This window comes from Winslowiella toletana (genome assembly GCF_017875465.1).
In the GTDB taxonomy this organism is placed as follows: Bacteria; Pseudomonadota; Gammaproteobacteria; order Enterobacterales; family Enterobacteriaceae; genus Erwinia; species Erwinia toletana.
Genome location: NZ_JAGGMQ010000001.1, coordinates 2,865,648 through 2,886,723 on the forward strand (window position 1 = coordinate 2,865,648; position 21,076 = coordinate 2,886,723).

The 21,076-nt window shown below is 52.1% G+C and carries 19 protein-coding genes; 4 read left to right on the forward strand and 15 right to left on the reverse strand.

The annotated features are described in order from the left end of the window. Window positions 1-86: 86 nt before the first annotated feature. The 11 genes from J2125_RS13255 to J2125_RS13305 form a co-directional block, all read right to left on the reverse strand. Window positions 87-617, reverse strand: a complete 531-nt coding sequence (locus tag J2125_RS13255; RefSeq protein ID WP_017798987.1) for a GNAT family N-acetyltransferase — start codon at window positions 615-617, stop codon at window positions 87-89. Continuing rightward, window positions 614-2,179, reverse strand: a complete 1,566-nt coding sequence (locus tag J2125_RS13260) for an amino acid adenylation domain-containing protein (RefSeq protein WP_017798986.1) — start codon at window positions 2,177-2,179, stop codon at window positions 614-616. Before J2125_RS13260 ends, J2125_RS13255 begins: the two co-directional genes overlap by 4 nt. Before the next feature lie 13 nt (window positions 2,180-2,192). Further along, complete coding sequence (locus J2125_RS13265; RefSeq protein WP_017798985.1) at window positions 2,193-3,236, reverse strand: class I SAM-dependent methyltransferase; 1,044 nt, start codon at window positions 3,234-3,236, stop codon at window positions 2,193-2,195. A gap of 8 nt (window positions 3,237-3,244) precedes the next feature. Beyond that, a complete protein-coding gene (locus J2125_RS13270; RefSeq protein WP_017798984.1) occupies window positions 3,245-4,513 on the reverse strand; it encodes an aminotransferase class I/II-fold pyridoxal phosphate-dependent enzyme in 1,269 nt (422 codons plus the stop codon). Between the two features lie 309 nt (window positions 4,514-4,822). Further along, on the reverse strand, window positions 4,823-5,593 hold the full coding sequence (locus J2125_RS13275; RefSeq protein WP_017798983.1) for an ABC transporter ATP-binding protein: 771 nt from the start codon (window positions 5,591-5,593) through the stop codon (window positions 4,823-4,825). Window positions 5,594-5,617: 24 nt separating this feature from the next. Beyond that, window positions 5,618-6,484, reverse strand: coding sequence for an ABC transporter ATP-binding protein (locus J2125_RS13280; RefSeq protein WP_026111419.1), 867 nt, complete (start codon window positions 6,482-6,484; stop codon window positions 5,618-5,620). Further along, window positions 6,456-7,361, reverse strand: a complete 906-nt coding sequence (locus J2125_RS13285; RefSeq protein WP_017798981.1) for an ABC transporter permease — start codon at window positions 7,359-7,361, stop codon at window positions 6,456-6,458. The genes J2125_RS13280 and J2125_RS13285 overlap by 29 nt, the downstream gene beginning before the upstream one ends. After that, complete coding sequence (locus J2125_RS13290) at window positions 7,358-8,395, reverse strand: ABC transporter permease (protein WP_017798980.1); 1,038 nt, start codon at window positions 8,393-8,395, stop codon at window positions 7,358-7,360. The genes J2125_RS13285 and J2125_RS13290 overlap by 4 nt, the downstream gene beginning before the upstream one ends. Beyond that, window positions 8,392-10,017 (reverse strand): ABC transporter substrate-binding protein, encoded by a 1,626-nt coding sequence (locus tag J2125_RS13295; RefSeq protein ID WP_026111418.1) that lies wholly within the window; start codon window positions 10,015-10,017, stop codon window positions 8,392-8,394. Before J2125_RS13295 ends, J2125_RS13290 begins: the two co-directional genes overlap by 4 nt. A gap of 141 nt (window positions 10,018-10,158) precedes the next feature. Continuing rightward, window positions 10,159-11,313, reverse strand: coding sequence for a mandelate racemase family protein (locus tag J2125_RS13300; protein WP_017798978.1), 1,155 nt, complete (start codon window positions 11,311-11,313; stop codon window positions 10,159-10,161). 274 nt (window positions 11,314-11,587) lie between these two features. Continuing rightward, window positions 11,588-12,226 carry a response regulator transcription factor gene (locus J2125_RS13305; RefSeq protein ID WP_017798977.1) on the reverse strand — a complete coding sequence of 213 codons (639 nt, stop codon included), beginning with the start codon at window positions 12,224-12,226 and terminating at the stop codon, window positions 11,588-11,590. Between the two features lie 627 nt (window positions 12,227-12,853). Here J2125_RS13305 and J2125_RS13310 point away from each other — a divergent pair. Continuing rightward, window positions 12,854-13,303 (forward strand): SgcJ/EcaC family oxidoreductase, encoded by a 450-nt coding sequence (locus tag J2125_RS13310; protein ID WP_017798976.1) that lies wholly within the window; start codon window positions 12,854-12,856, stop codon window positions 13,301-13,303. A gap of 78 nt (window positions 13,304-13,381) precedes the next feature. Here J2125_RS13310 and J2125_RS13315 read toward each other — a convergent pair whose 3' ends face one another. From J2125_RS13315 to J2125_RS13325, 3 genes are all read right to left on the reverse strand, one after another. After that, window positions 13,382-13,840 carry a MarR family winged helix-turn-helix transcriptional regulator gene (locus tag J2125_RS13315; RefSeq protein WP_017798975.1) on the reverse strand — a complete coding sequence of 153 codons (459 nt, stop codon included), beginning with the start codon at window positions 13,838-13,840 and terminating at the stop codon, window positions 13,382-13,384. 87 nt (window positions 13,841-13,927) lie between these two features. Then, on the reverse strand, window positions 13,928-14,797 hold the full coding sequence (yghU, locus tag J2125_RS13320; RefSeq protein ID WP_017798974.1) for a glutathione-dependent disulfide-bond oxidoreductase: 870 nt from the start codon (window positions 14,795-14,797) through the stop codon (window positions 13,928-13,930). Window positions 14,798-14,906: 109 nt separating this feature from the next. Beyond that, a complete protein-coding gene (locus J2125_RS13325; RefSeq protein WP_017798973.1) occupies window positions 14,907-15,854 on the reverse strand; it encodes a sensor domain-containing diguanylate cyclase in 948 nt (315 codons plus the stop codon). A 449-nt stretch (window positions 15,855-16,303) separates the two neighbouring features. Between J2125_RS13325 and fhuE the strand changes: the two genes are divergently transcribed. From fhuE to J2125_RS13340, 3 genes are all read left to right on the forward strand, one after another. After that, the gene (gene fhuE / locus J2125_RS13330; RefSeq protein ID WP_017798972.1) at window positions 16,304-18,496 is read left to right on the forward strand and encodes a ferric-rhodotorulic acid/ferric-coprogen receptor FhuE; all 2,193 of its coding nucleotides are present in this window, start codon (window positions 16,304-16,306) and stop codon (window positions 18,494-18,496) included. 300 nt (window positions 18,497-18,796) lie between these two features. Continuing rightward, window positions 18,797-19,480, forward strand: coding sequence for a hypothetical protein (locus tag J2125_RS13335; RefSeq protein WP_017798970.1), 684 nt, complete (start codon window positions 18,797-18,799; stop codon window positions 19,478-19,480). Then, window positions 19,473-19,898, forward strand: a complete 426-nt coding sequence (locus tag J2125_RS13340; RefSeq protein ID WP_017798969.1) for a hypothetical protein — start codon at window positions 19,473-19,475, stop codon at window positions 19,896-19,898. Before J2125_RS13335 ends, J2125_RS13340 begins: the two co-directional genes overlap by 8 nt. 79 nt (window positions 19,899-19,977) lie before the next feature. Here J2125_RS13340 and J2125_RS13345 read toward each other — a convergent pair whose 3' ends face one another. After that, the gene (locus J2125_RS13345) at window positions 19,978-20,940 is read right to left on the reverse strand and encodes a LysR family transcriptional regulator (protein ID WP_017798968.1); all 963 of its coding nucleotides are present in this window, start codon (window positions 20,938-20,940) and stop codon (window positions 19,978-19,980) included. Between the last annotated feature and the right edge of the window lie 136 nt (window positions 20,941-21,076).

Sequence of the window (21,076 nt, forward strand, 5' to 3'; positions counted from 1 at the left end):
TTCCACTGTATAAGAACTGGCGTCATCAGCGATAACAATAAAATCCTCATCCGCACTACAGAGCGTATTAATGCAGTAGCAACCTGTCACTCCGGCGTGTTTTGCAGCCCAAGACAAATCTGCGCGCCACCATAAGTGATCAGGTTATTAAAGCTAAAACCGCATTTTTTTGCTTGTTTTATTGCCACCTGGTTATCCGGTAAAATCAGGCAGCATACCGGCAGAGTAAAGTTTTGCGCCTGCCAGTTCAAAACCGCACACTTGGCTTCATGGCCGTAGCCCTGGCCGTGGTAATCGGAATGCAGAATAGTACCCAGTTCCATCATTGGTGCCATCGGCGGCGTAGTGTCACGTTTAAAATCGGCAAAACCGATCTCACCCATAAAAGCGCCAGTGGCTTTCTCTTTGATTGCCCAATAACCAAAACCCAGACCTGCCCAAAGCCCGCGATATTGCAGCCAGATTGCCCAGCATGCTTCACGGCTAAGTGGGCCTGGCGGTATATGTTTTGTGGCGATCGGATCCTGCCACATGCGCAACATCGACGGGAAATCTTCTACGCTATGGGCGGTCAGGTGCATCCTTTCCGTTTCGATAACCGGTATATTATTTGTCATAAGCTCAGGTCCTTTTGCTTAGAAAGCTGATTTATCAGCTGGTTTTTTAATTTTACCCGATCGATTTTACCGGTTGCCGTTCTGGGCAGTCCGGCCATCAGTGTAAAACTCCATGGATACATATAATCTGGCAGGATTTGCTTTAGCCTCTGCTGCACCTGCAATAATTCTGACTCAGGGATCGAGAGTGTCAGACAGGCATGCAGGCTTGCGCCATATTTGTCATCGGCTATCGGAATAATCGCCGCTTCTTCTATGCCCTCAATTGTTGCCAGCGCATTTTCCACTTCGCCTGGTTCAACGCGATAGCCGCGTGTTTTCACCATATTGTCCATGCGGCCGTAATAGAGCAGCTCGCCGTTATCCCCCCAGCTGCCATAATCACCGGTGCGGCAAACCAGCGTGGGATAGTGATGAAATGGACTCTGAATCAGTCTCTCGGCAGTAAGCTGAGGGGCGTTGAAATAACCGGCAAAAACCGTGCTGCCGCGCACCACAATTTCTCCCATCTGACCCGGTGGTAAGCTATTTAAATTTTCATCAACAATATAAATCTCAGTTTCATCCACCGGGTAACCGATCGGAATGGTAGCGCCATCGGCGGGTGCTGCGCTGAGATGATGGCAGGTGACGATATTGGTTTCGGTGGGACCGTAAATATTGGCGACCCTGGTCTGTGGCAGGCAGTGCATCACTTTACGCAGCCACGAAGCGGCAAACGGCTCACCGGCATACAGCAAAACTCGGAGGCTGGGGATATTTCTCTCCAGTCTGCCTTTGTTCAGCCAGCGAATATAAGCAGAAGGCACGGTATAGACCACGGTGATGCCTTTATCTCGCATATAACTGACAATATTATCCGGCGTGCTGGCAAAATTTTCCGGGACAATAACCAGGCTGGCGCCACTGAGCAAAGTCGTGAAAATATCAAATACCGACAGATCAAACTGCAGTGGCGCGCGGCTGAAGATGCGATCATGCTGGCCGATATTAAATTCCTTGCTCATCCAGACAACAAAGCTACAGGCATTACGATGTGTCAGCATTATGCCTTTCGGTGTGCCGGTGGAACCAGAGGTATAAAGGATCCAGGCAATATCATCACTGAGGATTTTATGATACTGACCGGCGGGGGGAGCAGGCATGGTCGTTTTTTCAATCTCATCAAAAAAACAGACAGGTTGCGTCCCGGAGTGAATAATATCCGTAACTGACGCCTGATAACGACGTTGTACCACAATACTTTTTAATTCTGCGGTATGGAATAAATTGGAAACCCACGCTGCGGGCGCATAAATATTGACCGGAATATAGATAATGCCTGCATACAAGGCACCCAGCATAGCGCCAATAGCAGAGGGGGTAACATCGGACAAAATACCAATATGATCGCCACGTTGCAGTCCGCAATCGCGGTAGAAATGATAATAGCGCCAGCTTAATTGTTCCAGTTCGGCATAACTGTATTTCTCTTCACCATATTCAACTGCGATGCGCCCGCTGTGAAGCTGAAAACTCCCTGCCAGCAGACTTGGCAAAGTGCTGCTTGTCACAAGATTCATATTAAATCCTTTATCATGAATGGGTATTTCGGGATGTGCTGATAGTCAGCTTTTGCCAGCCCGCCTGATCCAGCAATGGCTCTGTTTTCTGCACCCTGCCGCAGATATAATTATCGGTAATAACCTGAGTGGTCGGCGAAACCAGCCAGACCAGTGACTGCTCCTGCCATTGACTATTTTTAGTGCGAACAACCATTGCCATGGCGCTTTCGTCATGGTGCAAAATTGTTGCTTCGGATTGGTGGTATTTCATTAAACCGCTTTCCCGGTCTGCATCGCTAAAACCACGCAGTAACCATTTCTCCCTGAGGGGGAAATTATTTGCAGAAACGGAAGAAAAAACCGCAATTTCGCTGTTTTCAGTGCTGCTGTAACGCTCACTTAAACTGAAACCGAATTCAGCCAGCAACTGTTGCAGTGACTCGGGGTGATAAGCCAGAGAATTAAGTCCATCAGCAGAAGTGATAAGGGTTCCCTGTTCACCAGGGCTAACTTGCAGATGCTGACAGCCGCATTTAGCGTAATAATCTTGCCGCAGATCGCTGGTCCGGGCATCGGGTAAGAATCCCGAAATAATCATTGTGACATTTAAACCACTGAGGTGCGCCAGAACCTGGCGTGGATAGGGTAGGTTGCCAAAACAGTTGAAAGGGAAAAATATGCAGAATTTTTTCGTTTTATCCTGATCGCTGGCAATCAGCAGATCCCGGACTTTGTCCACGGAGCATACTTCGATCCGTGCTTGTCCTGCCGAGTGTGCCTGGTACAGGGGCAAGCGGATTTTACCTAATGCGACCAGCCAGCTAACCAGATCAATACCGCAATAATTGATATTTTGTGCAGAAATTAATGGCAGATAACGACCATAGCCGCAGCCCACTTCAATAAATTCATCAATCTGAGCCTCCGGTTGTTGCAGTAAATTAGCTATTATTGCTTTCTCAGCGCAGAGATAGGCATTAACCGCGCTGGTAAGTCTGCTCACATCAAACATACGCCAGCCGCTTTCATAACAATAAAATGTTTCCACAGTCACGGCGTTTTTATTGTTGACCATTTCATACCTCAGCGCTGCATATCGGGAGAGATCGCTATACCTTTGTTCTGCCATTGACGCTTTATTTCGCTAAATAACGTCAGCAGATGGTCAATCTGTTCATCAGTATTTAAGGCAGTTACCGTAATACGCAGTGCTTCTTTACCTTTTGGCATGGTTGGATAAGGGCAGGACGTCAGGAAAATGCCATGCTGATAAAGATATCGGGAAGCCTCAATCAGGGTGCCGGTATCGCCAGCCCAGACGGAAATAATCGGAAAATTGCTGCTATTCATTACATAAAACCCCATATCCCGCAGCCCGGAAATTAATTTAGTACTAAGATCATGCACAGTAATACGGCGGCTATCGCCGACTATCGTCAGCAGATCCAGCGCTGCGTCAAGCACGCCAAGACAAAACGGCGTTGACGGGTGGGTATAATCCAGCGGTTTGGCATACGCCATTAAAAACTCTTTCATTTCCGGGGTCACTTCGACAAATGCCGCACCGGCAGCGAGGCCCTTGGCGGTTCCGGCAACATACATGGTGCAGTCGCTTTTTACTCCGTAGTGATTGATCACGCCATTGCCTTTGCTGCCATAACTGCACTGGCTATTTTCTTTTTCGCCGATCAACGCAAAGCCGTGACCATCGTCAATGTAGAGTAATGCCCGATGCTTTTCTGCGATTGGGATCAGCTGCGTAAGATCGGCATAATCGCCGGTCATACTATAAACGCCATCGACGCAGATTATTTTTCTTGGGCAATTTTCCTGCTCTTGCAAAATTTTCTGCAGGGTAACCATATCGCCCTGCGGGAAACTACGCAAAATCGCGCCTTTATCGCGTGCCATCTGGGCAGCCTGGTACATTGTTGCGTGTGCAGATTTATCGAGAATAATTAAATCGTCTTTGCGAATCAGCGCCGGAATTATGCCGATGCTGGCGAGGGTGGTATTTGGGAAAAGTAGCGTATCCTCACAGCCAATAAATTTTGCCAGGCGGTTCTCCAGCTGAGTAAATAACTCATGATAGCCCATTAGCCGTGCCCGGCTGGTGTGCATACCGAAGGATTTTGCTGCCTGTACGCCGGCAGGAATTAACTTATCCTGGTCCAGATCAAGCCCCAGATAATTGCAGGATGCAAAGTCATAGAGCGTATTGCCGCGAACATCTTTTAATACCCGACCATCAATAGAAGAAATACGAACATTGTATTGCTGGCTTTGTTGTAGAACCTGAAGTAAAGGATCGCGGGTTTCATTCCCTGCGTTTAAAAAGGTGTTTTGCAACATATAATATCCCTGTTGGTTAAACGTGCAACCCGTTTGCACGTTAAAATGAATATCACCGATAACAATAGTCGTCAATAAATGGCGTTATAATGTAATATTGATTTTTTATGTGATTATTGTTGGCTAAAATATAAATTGCTAATCATTTATATTTGAAGCTTAGCCTTGGATCTTCAATGTTTATCTGAACTGTATTTGTTTTTTTAGAAAGTTTTTTGTTATTTATATGTGAGTGTTTTGGAGTGGTGTTAATTAATCATGGTTTTTATTTATTAGCACCAGCGATATTCACCGCTGGCGCAGTAATAACTAACCCGTCGCCCGTGCCGCCATTTCGCGGCTATAGTGGCGGCTGGCTTCCAGCAGCATCCGGGTATATTCAACCTTAGCGCCGCCGCTAAGCAATGTGTCGGTGTCCAGTGTTTCCAGAACCTGCCCGAACTGCATGACCGCCACGCGATGACAAAGATGGGCGATCACCCCGAGGTCATGGGTCACCATCAGATAAGTTAATCCCTCCTCTTTTTGCAGATCGCTCAGCAGGTTGAGGATTTCCGCCTGTACTGAAACATCCAGCGCCGAGGTCGGCTCATCCAGCAGCAGCACCTGCGGTTGCAGAATCAATGCGCGCGCAATCGCCACGCGCTGGCGCTGGCCGCCGGAGAGCTGATGCGGATAACGGCTGCGAAACGCGCGATTAAGTCCGACCTTTTCCAGCATGCTGTTAACCCGCTGGTCGCGCTGGCCGATGCCATGGATTTGCAGCGGCTCTTCCAGAATATCGGCGATGGTATGCCGTGGATGCAGCGAGCCGTAAGGATCCTGAAACACCATCTGCACCAGACGACAGCGGTCATGGCCGATACTGTGTTCCAGCGGCAGGCCATTAATTGCCAGCTCTCCCTGCCAGTGGGTAAACAGTCCGGCGAGGCACTTCAGCACCGTGGTTTTACCCGATCCGGATTCGCCGACCAGACCAAAAATTTCGCCCCGCTGCACGGCAAAGTTAACGTCGAACAGTACCTGGTTGGCATTTTTGCCGCTATTAAACGTCAGATTTAGCTGCCGGACGTCGATCATCGTTGAGGTTTGCACAGGAGATCCTTAATCGGTTAGCCAGCTGGACTGACGCTGGAGGACGGGAAGGCGCGGGCGGCGATGCTGCATATCCGGCAGCGCGCTCAGTAGCCCCTGGGTGTAGGGATGCCGGGCATTATCGAGATCGGCGGCGGCAATCGACTCCACCACCCGCCCGGCATACATCACCAGCACCCGGTCGCAAAAACTGCGCACCAGATTGATGTCGTGGCTGATAAAAATCAGCCCCAGACCGCGTGACTGCACCAGATCATCCAGCAGCGCCAGCACCTGCAGGCGCACCGAAACATCCAGTGCGGAAGTGGGTTCGTCGGCGATCACCAGTTCAGGATCGGTGATCAGCATCATGGCGATCATAATGCGCTGCCCCTGACCGCCGGAGATCTCATGGGGATAGAGGTGGTAGACCCGTTCCGGCTGACGAATACGCACCACATCCAGCATCTCAATCACTTTGCTTTTGGCGGCGGCGTGCGAGCAGGGATGATGCGATCGCCAGGCTTCGGCAATCTGATCGCCGACGCAGATCACCGGATTCAGCGAATATTTTGGATCCTGCATGATCATCGAAATACGCTTGCCGCGGATCTGGCGCATCTGTGCGGCGGAAGCATGCAGCAGATCGATATCACCGAACTGCATCCGTTCGGCGCGGATGCTGGCTTTTGCCGGATGCAGCTGCAACAGCGCACGTCCGACGGTGGATTTGCCGGAACCAGATTCGCCGACAATCGCCAGTTTCTCTTTACCGAGCTGGAAGGAGACGCCGCGCACCGCCGGGGTTGCCACTTTTCCGTTGATAAAACTGACGTGCAGGTCGCGCACGTCCAGTAACGCCGGGGCGTTATTCGCTACGGGGATCGAGGATGTCACGCAGGCCATCTCCTAAGAAGTTAAACGCCAGACTGTTGATCAGTATCGCCAGCCCCGGAATAGTCACTACCCACCAGCACTCCATCATGTAGGTGCGACCGCTGGAGATCATCGCCCCCCATTCCGGATCCGGTGGCTGCGCGCCGAGTCCGAGAAAACCCAGGCCGGCGGCGGTCAGAATAATGCCCGCCATATTCATGGTGATGCGGATAATTACCGACGGCATGCACAGCGGCACAATATGACGCCATAACACCCGTAGCGACGACGCGCCCTGCAACCGCACTGCTGAGATAAAGTCCGCCTGACGCAGCGACAGAGTTTCCGCCCGCGCCAGACGGGCAATCGGCGGCCAGGCGGTAAGGGTGATGGCAATCACCACATGCTCCAGACCGGGGCCGAGAGCGGCGACAAACGCCAGCGCCAGCACCAGGCTGGGGAAGGAGATAAAGATGTCGGTAATTCGCATCAGCAGCATATCCACCTTGCCGCCAAAGTAACCGGCCGTAACGCCCAGCAGCAGCCCGAGCGGACCAACGGTAAGCGAAACCAGCAGCACGATATACAGCGTGATACGCGCGCCATACACCAGCCGACTGAAGATATCGCGGCCAAACTCATCGGTGCCAAACCAGTACACCGCATTGGGTGGCGTCAGGGCGTTATTCAGGTCTTGTACCAGCGGGTGGAAAGGGGCGATCCATGGCGCAAACAGCGCAACAATCATCAGTATCAATACAATGCCGCCGCCAATCGCGGTCAGCGGATTGCGCGCCATGCGCAGCAGAAAATGACCGACGCGGCCAGCACTGCGGCGCAGGCTGGCCAGCCGCTCACGGCCGCTGCTGCTGGCGGGAGAATCAAGGGAAATCGTCATGCTTTAGTCCTCGGGTCGAAGACCTGATACAGCAGGTCAGAAAGCAGATTCAGCATCACAAAGATGACGCCCACGACCAGTACGCAGCCCATTACCGCATTCATATCGCCCAGCAGCAGGCTGCCGGTCAGATAGGAGCCGAAGCCCGGCCACGAGAAGACGGTTTCGATTAACACCGCCCCTTCCAGCAGCGAGCCATAGGCCAGCGCCACTACCGTCAGCAGTTGCACAAGGATATTGCGGAACGCGTGCTGCCAGATCACCTGCCACTCGGTCAGTCCTTTCACCCGCGCGGTAATAATAAATTCCTGCGACAGCTGCGCCAGCATAAAACTGCGTGTCATACGGCTGATATAAGCCATTGAGTGAAAACCCAGCAGCGAAGCGGGCAGAATCAGATGGTTTAATGCACTGCGGAATACCGCTCCGTTGCCCGCCAGCAGCGAATCCACCAGCAGCAGACCGGTATGACGCGCCACCTGACCGTCGAGACTAAGCTCGACGCGACCCGCGCCGCCTACCCAGCCAAGCAGAGCGTAAAACAGCAGCAGGCCCATCATCCCCACCCAGAAAATCGGGGTGGAGTAACCGGCGAGACTGATAATACGCACCACGTAGTCAGCCACGCTGTTGCGGCGTGCGGCGGCCAGTACGCCTAACGGAATCCCCAGCCCGGTGCCGATAATAATCGCCAGTGTCGCCAGTTCGAGGGTGGCCGGAAAGACGCGCAGAATATCGTCCACCACCGGTTTGCCGGTCAGCAGCGCATTACCTAAATCACCGTGCAGCAGGGTGTTGAGATAGATGCCAAACTGCGCCCACAGCGGCTTATCAAAGCCCAGCTGCTGGTAAACCTGCTGATAAGTGCTGTGGTCGGCATCCGGGCCAACGATCGCCAGCACCGGGTCGATTGGCATGACGCGGCCAATAAAAAAAGTTAACAGCAGCAGACCAGACAGGGTGATGGCGACCTGCATCGCACGGCGGCCTGCCCGACGGACAGGACTGTCCGCTAACAACCATGCTGTGGTCATGGTGTATTCCCTCCGGTAGTGGATGCGGATTTGGACACATCTCGCAAGAAGGTGGTGGCGGAAGGATGCGGCTGATAGTGCTGAACGTTATTACGCACCACCACCGAATCCACCATTTGTGACAGCGGGATCAGCGCCGGGATTAGCTGGTCGTAGCGCTGCTGGATGGCGTAGTAGTCCTGCTGCTGTTTGCCCGGGTCGCGCTCCAGCAGCGCCTGATCGATCTCGCTGTTGAGCTGCGGGTCAAAGAAGCTGGTGCGCCAGCCCTGGAAGTTGGTCAGACGCGCGGCGTCGCTGTTATTCGGGTTGTAAACCAGCGAACGCAGGCTGGAGTGCGGATGCGGCTCGACGCCACTGCCGCCGCGCCCTACCAGCATATCGAAGCGCCGCTCGCGCATCGCGCCGTAGATCTGGTTGCCGGTGCCGGTAATGATTTTGGCGCGGATCCCACCCTGTAGCAGTGTTGACTGCACGGCAATCGCGATATTAAGGAACGGCTGATCGGCCAGCACGCGCAGGGTGGTATCAAAGCCATCGGGATAACCGGCTTCCGCCAGCAGCGCCTTCGCGCGCGGAATATCCAGGGTATAGCCTGGATCCGGCAGGGTGGCGGGCATACCGGACTGAATCGGCCGCTGATGCAGAATGCCATATCCTGGCATTAACGCCTTATTAATTCCCTGATAATCAATCAGGTAACGTACCGCTTCGCGTACTTTTTCACTGGCGAAATGCGGCTCCTTCATGCTCATCGCCACATAGTAGATGGTGCCTTTTTTTACCGCATCGATAGTCAGATTGGGGTCATGGCGTAGCGCATTAATATCGGAAACCGCCATGCTGCTGGCGATATCCAGATCGCCTTTTTCAATCATCAGGCGCAGGGTTTGCGACTCCTGAAAATGGCGGAATACCACGCGACTGAGTTTTGCCGGACCGCGCCAGTAGTCGGGGTTACGACTGATACGCAGTACATCTTTCGCCTGCCAGGTATCCAGCCTAAATGCGCCAGAGCCTGCTTCATTGGTGGTCAGCCAGTGATTGCCCCAGTCGCCATTGCGCGCATGGGCCTGCACGGTTTTACTGTCGAGCACCGAACCGCTGCCAAGCGCCGCCAGTGAATAGATCACCAGCTTTGGGTCGTTGGCTTTCGGCAACGCAATTTCTACCGTCCAGCGATCGGGAGCGCGCACCATCTGGTCGACATTCTGTTTAGTAAAACCGTAGGATTTCCACACCGAAGCCTGCGCCAGATTGAGATGCAGAATGCGGCGCATCGACCAGACCACATCATCCGCAGTCAGTGGATTGCCGGAGTGAAAAGTCACCCCTTTACGTAACTGAAAGGTCAGCAGATTATCGTCGCGATTGACCTGCCAGTGGGTGGCCAGCGCCGGACGTACATGGGTCAGCTGGTCAGGATCCAGTTCGACCAGTGAGTCATACAGATTGACGACAATGCCGACAACTTCATTACCGGTCATCGCTGCCGGGTCGAGCGTCAGCAGGTTATTCATATTCATGCCGACGATCAGCTGGTCAGGTGGGGTTTTAGCCTGCGCCGTGCCGCCGATAAGCATCAGCAGGCACAGGCAAGCCCCTCGTAGGGTGCCAGTGTTCATATATTACCTTCCGGGTAGAGTCAGAGGTTTATTTCCCCTTCGTACTTGAAGTTGCAGCTGTGGGCGGGCGGCGATAACGCCACCCCTGCAAGCCCTGCTACCTCAGGCAATTTGGGGAATTATTATTTTTCTGCCCGCAGGTCAGTCGCGGCTGACGGTATGGGTCTCTATATAGTCAAAATTAATGTCCTCCCCCAGTCCGGGGCGGTTCGACAGATGGACGAATCCCTGTTCATCCATTGGATCAACAAGGCTGTGCAGATAAGCCGGTGGCTGGTCGTAATCGAGGAACGGGTGTAGCAGACCGCGTTCGTACCAGCGACAGTTACGGATAGCGCCGACCACCGCCAGGCTGGCCGCGCCATTGCCATGAACTTCACAGTCCATGCCAAACGCTTCCGCGAGGCTGGCGACTTTCATACAGGGCGAGATGCCGCCGACGCCATTCGCGCCAGCACGCAGAATGTCGCAGGCGCCAGCTTTTACCCAGTCGGCGCGGCTGTGATGTTTGCCGCCGAGACTTTCCGGGCCAATTACGTCAATCGCCAGGTTTTCCGCCAGCCAGGCATAGGAGGCCATGCTCTCCTCTTCCATCGGCTCCTCAAACCAGGCGAAGTTAAGTTTTTCCAGCGCTTTACCAATGGTCAGCGCCTGGCTGCGGCTGTACCAGTGATAGCCATCCAGCATCAGTTCAATATCCGGCCCTACTGCTTCGCGCACTGCGGCGCAGGCTTTGATATCCATTTTAGGGTCCGGCGCGAAAGCTACCGGCGGCATCCAGGTGTGCAATTTGATCGCCTGATAACCGCGCGCCATCAGTTTTTCCGCAAACTGGCCGAATTCGTCCGGCGTCGACAGCCCGCCAGGCAGCTCGTCACCACACATGGTGCTGCCATAGGCCGGAACCTTCTCACGAAAACCGCCGAGCAGCTTATGTACCGGCATCTTCAGCATGCGGCCAGTCAGATCCCACAGCGCCTGTTCGACAAAAGAGAGCGCGCGTTCAGTCAGTTGATGGGCGCTGCCGCGTTGCCAGTGCACCAGATCCTGCCATAAACGTTCACGGTCAAAGGGGTTCTGACCAATCAGCACTTTTCTGAAGAAGGCGTTAACCACATGCGGGCGCACCACTTCCGGGGGGGCAAAAGAGTAACCACAATCACCTTCATCAGTGGTGATGGTCAGCATCGCCATCGCCGCAAGGCTCTCTTCGCCGGGATGGGAATGGCCGGCGCTGTCGGCGGCGCGGCGTGTAGGGTAGTTAAAAACGGTGACATCAACGGAGCGTATTTTCACAATTATTCCTGCCGTCAGAGGGTGGGTTAGAGATAGTGCTGCCGGGGCAATGGCAAAGTTGCAGGTGAGTTGCCCGCGGAATTGGCTAAACAAACCGGCGCTGCGAATTATAAAACGCCGTTTCATTTATACACTGTATCGTTAACCTTCTGTTATCGCCCTGGTGAAAGCGGAATAAATACGGGTCATTTTTCAGGCAAATGCACAGGGTAACGTGAGCATAATCACCATAATGTTGTGAAATGTGATCTGTATCGGCTCTTATTCGCCAGTGTTAATAAAAGCTTTGGTACAAATTTTTACTCAGCAAAATTAACTGACTGTTGCGGGTAATGCCCAGCTTACGCATCATGCTGCGCTTCTGGCTGCTAATGGTTTTGACGCTACGTTGGGTAAGGCGGCCAATCTGCGACAGGGTTTTGCCTTCTAACAGCAAACGCAAAGTGCGGCTCTCCGCCGGCGTTAATCCGGCGGCGACAGGAACGGCGTGTTCCGCCTGCTGGATAAACCAGGGGCTTACCCGATTTTCATTGGCAAACAGGATAAGTTGCAGATTTTCTGCTAAGCACAATAGTGACTCTCGGCGATAGAGAAAACCATTGATAATAAGCGTCTGAGACATTCTCAGCAGCGATAGTGAAAAATTGCTGGTAAGCACAATCAGACGGGTTTCAGGGCTTTTCAGGCGAGCCTCCCGCAGGAAGCTTTTAGTGCTGGCAAGCGTAATATTATTTTCACTGTCCAAAATAACCGCAGAAAATTTTTGCTGGTTAATAAATACTCTGGCCTGATGCAATGAGGCGGCATAAGTGAAACGACAGTGATGATAGCTCATCTCCTCTAATAAACCGCTGATCCCCAATCGTGACAGGAAGCACTTATCGACCAGCAGGATAGTGTAATCGCATTCCATATAACCTCCATCAAACCAGATGAATATATTGATATATATGCTTTGCCGTTCACGCGCGGTGTTACGACGTAATAACTATTTGCGCAACAGGCTCCCTTTTGCAGTCATTGCAGATATTCCCTTCTGGCAGATGGATTAATGCCTTAAATGAATACTGTTTATATCGTCACAGCCATAAAATGACGCACATTCAATTGGGTTTGCTGTTATCCATTGCATAAAAGTTAATCCTGACCCGGGGTGACAGCCTTGTATTGTGCTGAATAACGGGTATGGCTATGAGTTATTTTTCTGATGGCGATAATCTGAATTATAGAGAGTGGTAAAGAAAAAAAGTGTGCTATTTCTCAACCGTCAACGAAATTTCTCAACCGAAAGTAAATCAGCGCTGAATGAAGATGATCAAGGTAATGGTTAATGTAATAAGTATATTTAGTTAGCCAGATAATTAATAGGGTAAAAAATAGATCAGGCTTTAATAATCAAAAGGATATGATTTATTAAATCTGATTAGCCGATTTTTTTTGTATTCTTTTATTTTGAAATTATAAGTATGCGTAAATTTCATTGCGAAAAGGAAAGGGTGAACATTAAATGTCTTTGCTTTAATTAACAAGGAACTGTTTGATGAAAAAACGTATTGCCCTTTTTGTTCTGACCGCATCACTGTCCGCATCTGCGTTAGCGAATGAGGTTAAATGTGAGAAAGCCGATAAGCAGCAAATTGTAGCGCTGTTTGACCGCTGGAATGAGTCGCTGAAATCCGGTGACCCGCAGAAAGTGTCGGAAAACTATCTGTCTGACGCGGTGTTATTGCCAACCGTCTCGAATACCGTGCGTCTGACCGATGCGGAACGTAAAGAGTACTTTGAACACTTTTTAGAAAAGAAACCCACAGGCAAGATTGACAGTCGTACTATCCGTATTGGTTGCAACAAAGCGATCGATGCCGGGACATATACCTTTACGTTTAAAGATAATACAACGGTATCAGCACGTTATACCTTTACTTATGCATGGAATGGCGAGAAGTGGTTGATTTCAACCCATCACTCTTCCGCCATGCCTGAGTCTTAATTTCGGCAGTACCAACACCAGGAAAACGCAAAGGGCCGGTCAAGGTTGACCGGCCCTTTGTCATGCTGATGGCGGGGTTTAACCGTTGAGGTTATCGCGTAATATTTCCAGCTGCTGCTTCAGTCCCTGCAACGCTCCGGCATCACAGGCTGCGGCGCAACTGACGGATTCAGGAATCGAGACCGCTTTCTGACGCAACTGACGGCCCTGTTCACTGAGTGTCACGATGACCTGACGTTCATCCTGACGCGATCGCTGGCGATGCAGCAGACCGGCGGCTTCCAGCCGTTTCAGCAATGGGGTCAGGGTGGCGGAATCGAGAAACAGGCGCTCGCCAATTTCGGAAACGGTAACGTCATCCTTTTCCCATAACACCATCATCACCAGATATTGCGGATAAGTCAGATCCAGCTCGGCCAGCAGTTGCCTGTAGAGTTTATGCAGCGCCAGATTGGCGGAGTAGAGGGCGAAACAGAGCTGTTCATCAAGCAACAGCGGCGAATCAGCCACTTTTGAGTTATTTTGCGAGGTTGTCATTCGTCAAAATATAGGTAGGGCGCTACATAATTGCAAGCGAATTTCCGGCTACGGGAGTCAGACGCGCTGCTGACTCCCGTGTTGTACTCACTGCTGGCGTTTGTCTTCAGTACGCAGCTCGAAATCAGAGGCATTATGACGCTCATGCAGCTGTTCGGCGGGTTCTCCCCAGGTGCGATTCACGATCCGCCCGCGCTGTACCGCCGGACGTTTGGCGATTTCCTGCGCCCAGCGCTGCAGATGAGTGTAAGAGCCGGCATCAAGGAAAGTGGCCGCGTCGCCATACAGTCCGCCCAGCATCAGATTGCCGTACCACGGCCAGATCGCCATATCGGCTATTGAGTAGTCATTACCGGCGATATAGCGATGTTCCGCCAGCTGACGATCCAGCACGTCGAGCTGGCGTTTGGCTTCCATGGTAAAGCGGTTAATCGCATATTCGATCTTCTCTGGCGCATAGCTATAGAAGTGGCCAAAACCGCCGCCAAGATAAGGCGCGGAACCCTGCAGCCAGAAGAGCCAGTTCAGCGCTTCAGTGCGCGCCGCTGCATCTTTTGGCAGAAAATGGCCGAACTTCTCTGCCAGATAAAGCAGGATTGCGCCGGATTCAAATACGCGTACTGGCGTGGCAGCGGATTTATCGAGCAGCGCCGGAATTTTTGAATTAGGGTTTACCGCAACAAAACCACTGGAGAACTGGTCACCTTCACCGATGCGGATCAGGTGCGCATCATACTCGGCGCCGCTGACATTCAGCGCCAGCAGCTCTTCCAGCAGAATTGTCACTTTCTGACCATTGGGCGTGCCGAGCGAATAGAGCTGCAGCGGGTGCTCACCTTCCGGCAGCGTGGCTTCATGGGTCGGGCCGGCAATCGGGCGGTTAATTTTGGACCAGTTGCCGCCGTCCTGCTGGTTCCATGTCCAGACTTTGGGGGGCTGATAGTGTTCTTCCGACATAGTTATGGCCTGCCTTTGCTAAGAATAAGAGATAGCGGAGGGTCAATTTTCGTCTCTGAGTGTAGCACTCTGGCAGGGGAAGACTTAGCCGGATGAGGGGTGCTGCGCATCAGGTTCCCAGCGCCATACCATTTTTACCGCTGTGCTTAATCGAATACATTGCCTGATCGGCGCGCAGGGCGGCACTGTCAAAATTATCGCTGACCAGCACCTGATCGATACCAATTGATGCGCCAATTTGCCCCAGCCCGTTAGCCAGTTCAAAGGGGGTAATCGCCGCATGCAGGCAGTTTTGCGCAATCGCGCGGATCTGCGGGTGGTGAAGGGCAAACGGCAACAGCAGAATAAACTCATCGCCACCCAGTCGGCCAATCACCACCTCGGCCGGGCAGTGCTGTTGCAGGCGCTGGCTGAGCTGAATAAGCACTTCGTCGCCGCTGCGGTGACCAAGGGTATCGTTAACGTGCTTAAAGTTATCCAGATCGATAAAGGCCACACAGAGGTCGCCGCTGGCTTTCAGTAACTGAAACTGATGCTGTAATGCATGGCGATTGGCCAGTCCGGTAAGCGGATCGTGGTGCGCCAGGTTCGCCAGCTGCTGCTCGTAGTTTTTTTCTTTGGTCATATCGATATGGGTGCCGGTGACTTTCAATGGGTTGCCGGTGTCATCCCATTCGCTGACGCGTCCACGATCCAGCACCCAGCTGACAGTGCCATTCTTTGCCTGCATGCGGTGCAGGGCTTCATAGAAGGGGGTTTTCCCTTGCAGATGACCATAAAACGCCGCCAGCACAAACGCTTTATCATCCGGATGCAGATGCTCGCGCCAGACATCAAAATGCGCACTGAGCTCTTTTGGCTGATAGCCAAGCATTGAGCCCCAGCGACGGTTAAAGATCACCAGTTTGCCGCTGGGTACATCAAGCTGCCACAGGCACAGGCCGGTGCCGTCCAGCGCAGCACTAAGCTTATTGCGCGCGTCATGGGCGATGCGCTTTAAGCGGGCGTTGTGTTTTTTCAGAGTCTGAATCTGCTGCTCGGGTGATTGTGCTGACATAGCCTTGCGCACTGTGCGGTGAATATTGATTATTGCCAGGAGCTGGCCGTGTGTTTTCTAAAATATATTAATACCATCAGGTGATGATTATATTTTTCTATTAATTAACTATTTTAATTTAATCGGTGGTATTAAGCGGCAATGGCTGCAATTTGCTCTGCGCAAAGCCAAATGGCTGGAGAGGGTATTTCAGATAACTGACAACAAAAATCCTGCAAAGTTCATTAACATTCTTTTACACTAGCAATCAAAATGATTATACTTCTCATTCGCCTTATTATTGCGATGTGGGTTGCAGTGGCCCCGTTCCGTGCAGGCGTATGCTCACAGGGAAAGAGTTCAACGCCAGAAAGGCTGCCACGACAGCAAGCGCTGGCACAGGGAAAATATGCCCGAATGATCACCATTTGTGCTGTCTGAAAAATAATAAAATTTCTTGAGGGTGAATAATGTTTTTTGCTTCACGCCAGAACCGGGAAAATCGCCTTAGCGATGTGCCTTCTCTCTCCCTGCTTGCCGTGGTGATCGCCACCGCCCTGCAGGTTCCTTCTGCATCAGCTGCTGAAACCACGAAAAAAGAAGAAACGCTGGTGGTTGATGCGACCACTGAAAGCGCCAGTACCCCGCAAGCCACCGATTACAATGTGCCGGTGACCCGTGCCGCCACCAAAATGGCGCTGACCGCGCGTGATACGCCGCAGTCAGTCAGTGTGATCAGCAAGCAGCGTATGCAGGATCAACAGCTACAGTCACTGGATGAAGTGCTGAGAAATACCACAGGTATCTCAGAGTTTAACTCGGGCACCAGCCGCAGCAACTTCTACTCCCGCGGTTTTACCATTGATAACTATATGGTTGATGGGATTTCAACCACCTTCGAAGATCGCTGGAACCTGGGTGATGCTCTCTCTGATACCGCTATCTATGAGCGCATTGAAGTGGTGCGTGGTGCGACCGGTTTAATGACCGGTGCAGGTAACCCGGCAGCGTCAGTGAATATGGTGCGCAAGCATGCGGACAGTAAAGAGTTTGTCGGCAATGTTTCCGCCAGCTATGGCAGCTGGGATAAGCAGCGTTATGTTGCCGATCTCTCTGCGCCGCTAAGCGAATCCGGTAATGTGCGTGGCCGCGTGGTTGCGGGCTATCAGGATCAGGACAGCTGGCTGGACCGTAACAGCACCACCAAGAAATTCCTTTATGGCGTAGTGGATGCCGATCTGACCGATTCGACTACCGTATCGGTTGGCTATGATTATCAGCAAACCAATACCAAAGGCGCGACCTGGAACGGCCTGCCAGGCTTCTACAGCGATGGCAGCAAAACCCATTATGATCGCAGCACCAGCACGGCGCCTGACTGGGCTTATAACGATAAAACCTCGAAAAAAGTATTTGCCAGTCTGAAGCAGGACTTTGCTAACGGCTGGAATCTGACCGTTAACGGCGCGCATACCGAGGTCGATTTCGACGGCAGAATGTTATATATCGATGGTTACTTCGATAAAACTACCGGAATTGGCGTCAGCCCTTATGCCAACTATCCTGTGGTCGGCGGAACCGGCTGGAACAGCGGCACCCGCAAGGTTGATGCGGTTGATGCCTTTGCCAGCGGTCCCTATGAACTGTTAGGACGCCAGCATGAGTTAATGGCGGGTATCACCTATAGCCGCCAGCATAACCGTTACATGAGTTCGTGGGCGAATATCTCGCCGGAAGAGTTGGGTAATTTCAATAACTACAACGGTAATTTCCCTGAGAGCGACTGGAATGAGCAGACCTTAGCGCAGGATGACACGGTACATCAGAAGTCAGCCTATACCGCTACGCGTATTTCTCTGGCCGATCCGCTGCACCTGTTAATCGGCGCCCGCTACACCAGGTGGAGCACCAGCACCATGACGCAGGAGATGGCGCAGAATCATATTACGCCATACGCCGGGCTGGTGTATGACATCAATGATACCTGGTCCACTTATGCCAGTTACACATCGATCTTTAAGCCACAGTCATATCGTGACACCAGCGGCAGCTATCTTTCGCCGGTCACCGGCAACAACTATGAAACTGGTGTAAAAGCAGACTGGCTGAACAGCCGTATCACCACTTCCTTCGCGGTGTTCCGCATTGAGCAGGATAATGTGGCGCAAAGCGCTGGCAGCATTATCCCTGGCTCCACTGAAACCGCTTATTATGGCGCGAAGGGGACTGTCAGCAAGGGTGTTGAGTTTGAAATCAATGGTGCGGTAACTGACAACCTGCAAATGACCTTCGGCGCAACCCGCTATGTTGCGAAAGATGCAGAGGGTGAAGCGGTGAATTCAAATCTGCCGCGTACCTCTCTGAAGCTGTTTACCAGCTATCGTCTGCCGATGCTACAGGATCTGACTGTCGGTGGTGGCGTTAACTGGCAGACCCATGTCTGGGACAATGTTGCCGGCCCGAATGGCGAAGGGACTTTCTATGCTGAGCAGGGTAGCTATGCACTGGTTGACCTGTTTAGCCGCTATCAGGTGACTAAACAGCTGTCAGTACAGGCTAATCTGAATAACCTGTTCGACAAAACTTACAATATGGATGTCAGTGGCACCACGGTTTACGGCGCACCGCGTAACGTCTCGGTCTCCGCCAACTACAGCTTCTGACCTGCTGTCCGGCATGCCTCAGCAATGGGGCATGCCCTCTCTGTTTACTTCTCTTTGGTTAACTGCTGCATCACCCGCTGATGCTGGTCTGCATGGCCAGTCCCCATTCCCTGAATCTTGTGATAGTGATCATTGGGCAAAGCGATTTCATCTGCCGGGTCATAAATTTTAACTAATACCACATAAAAAATGAATGTTTCAGGTCCGGCTGTGTAAAATGTAAGCATCGATAGATGATTATTTCATACTAAGGTGAACAGGAAAGGAAGCTTAGGATGAGCAAGCGAAGCGACATTTTAGATGTTAGATGGTCGGCAAAGTCACCTGAAGTACGGCCTGATCTATACAGAAGTTCTGGGCTGGATTGACCTTGGGCACGCGCAAGGTACTGACATTCGAAAATTGCTGCGCATGATCGAAATGGGCGAGTCTTCAGGTCAGGACCGCTACGACATTACCTACTCTCAATCCATGGTCGACCCATCACGATTCGTCAAAATGGGCAAATTCATTACCTGGCGAATTAAGCGCGGGCGGACTCACTGCGAACGCCAGAGCATTGCGCTGGGTATGATGATGCCATTGGCACGAAAATTTGAAGGCTTGCAGGCATCATTCCCAATTAATTTCACCACCGATAGTGGATTTAGTGGAGAGGATCTGGTTTCCGATCTCCTCGGCTTTTACCGCGTAGTGTCAATACAAAACCCATTCGAAATACTGCGGCCGGTCGGCAAGGGAGAAGCACTAAAACGATGGGATTATTATGGCAAGATTGGCTCCTGGAAGAATGAGACTTTCTCGCCGTTGCTATTCCCGGACCCTGAAAAATTTCCTCGTTCGATGCCACGTAGGGGAGTACTCCCGAATTTTATGCAAACAGTCAGACCATGGACTGATTTTCATTCAGATAAAGTTGGCGTTGTCTCAGCTGATGGTTCATATATGGACAAAGCAAAAGGAGGATCGCTCCCCTATGCGTAAATCAATTAAAGTGGTTATTGCCGCAGTCGTTGTGGTGGTAGCTGCATTTGCATATGCCTGGCCATACATTGAGATGGAGTTTGCCGGCAGCGCACACTATACCGAGCAAGATAGTCGAGAGTATAACTTCTACACTCCCGATATATTGAAGAAAATGCCTCGCATCTCTGAGCGGTATGACTTTGATTTCGCCAATGTGACAGGCCCCGCTACGCATGTCTATGCCGTCAAATTTTATGACAGCGAAGACACTGGCAAAATTGATGCCTGGTTAACTTTAGCTGGGTACCAAAAGCAGAGTGAATGCGATGAGGAATCGGTGTGCTGGAGAGGCGCTGATCCACAAGAAACGGTTTACGTTGGCAGGCTTAAGGGCGAAAAAACGGTTATTGTCCAGGTGGTGTATGACTTCACGTAATGTGCGGCGAAAGAAAGCTGCACTACAGCTTCTGACCTGCTGTCCGGCATGCCTCAGCAATGGGGCATGCCGCCCCGGTTTACTTCTCTTTGGCTAACTGTTGCATCACCCGCTGATGCTCACCTGGCGCGAGGCGCTGAAAGGCGGGCAGCATTGATGACGCCACTTCGCTTAACGCCTCGATTAACGCCAGTACCCGCGGATTTGGCGCGCTGCCCAGCGGCGTCACCACGCCAAAGTAATAGGGAATATCCACATCCAGCTCGCGGATCACCACGTCTTTGACCGGCAAACCATAAGCCGTGACCGGTTCAAGGATCGCCACGCCCAGACCGGCGCGCACGCAGGCGAGAATATTGGCTGAAGAGTTGGTTTCCACCACGGTTTTGGGCGTTACTTTCTGCTTCGCCAGCGCTTGATCGAAGCGACGGCGCAGACGCCACGGATTATGCGGCGCCACCAGCGAGCAGCTGGCCAGATCGTTAAAACTGATGGTGGTTTTTGCGGCGAGGGTATCGGATTCATGCAGCGCCAGTACGCAGCGCGACTGGCCGATCCAGTGCAGATTGACCGCATGATGCTCCAGCGGCAGGCTGCTGATGGCAATATCGGCTTCGCCGGTAATCACCGCATGCGCCGTCTGCTCGGCGGAGTCACTGATAATCTGCACCATCGAACTGAGTGACAGCTTCGCCAGCGCCGCAGGCAGCAGTCCAGATGACATCGCCGGGGTAGCGGCGATAATCAGCGGTTTTTCCCCTGCCTGACCAATCTCCTGGGCGCGCAGACGAATCTGCTGCAACGACAGCAGGGCTTTCTCCACATACTGATGCAGTTTAAGCGCCTGCTCAGTGGGGTGAATACGCGGACCGTTACGCACAAACAGGGGATAACCCAGCGATGCTTCGAGATCCTGAATCAGACGCGTTACCGCAGGCTGCGAACGGTTGAGCACTCTGGCTGCGGCAGTGACGCTCCCGGCTGAGATGACCGTAGAGAAGGCCTCCAGCTGGCGCAAATCCAGATCGTTTAACGATGTCATGCAGTTTACTCGCTCCCTAATTCGCCGCTAACCGGTTAACCGACGATAGTAAATTGCAATTTGTGATTAGGCTAATGATTAATGAAATCCCCTTCAGCGGCTTCTGCAGGCTGAACAGGGCGAAAGTCGGGCGCAA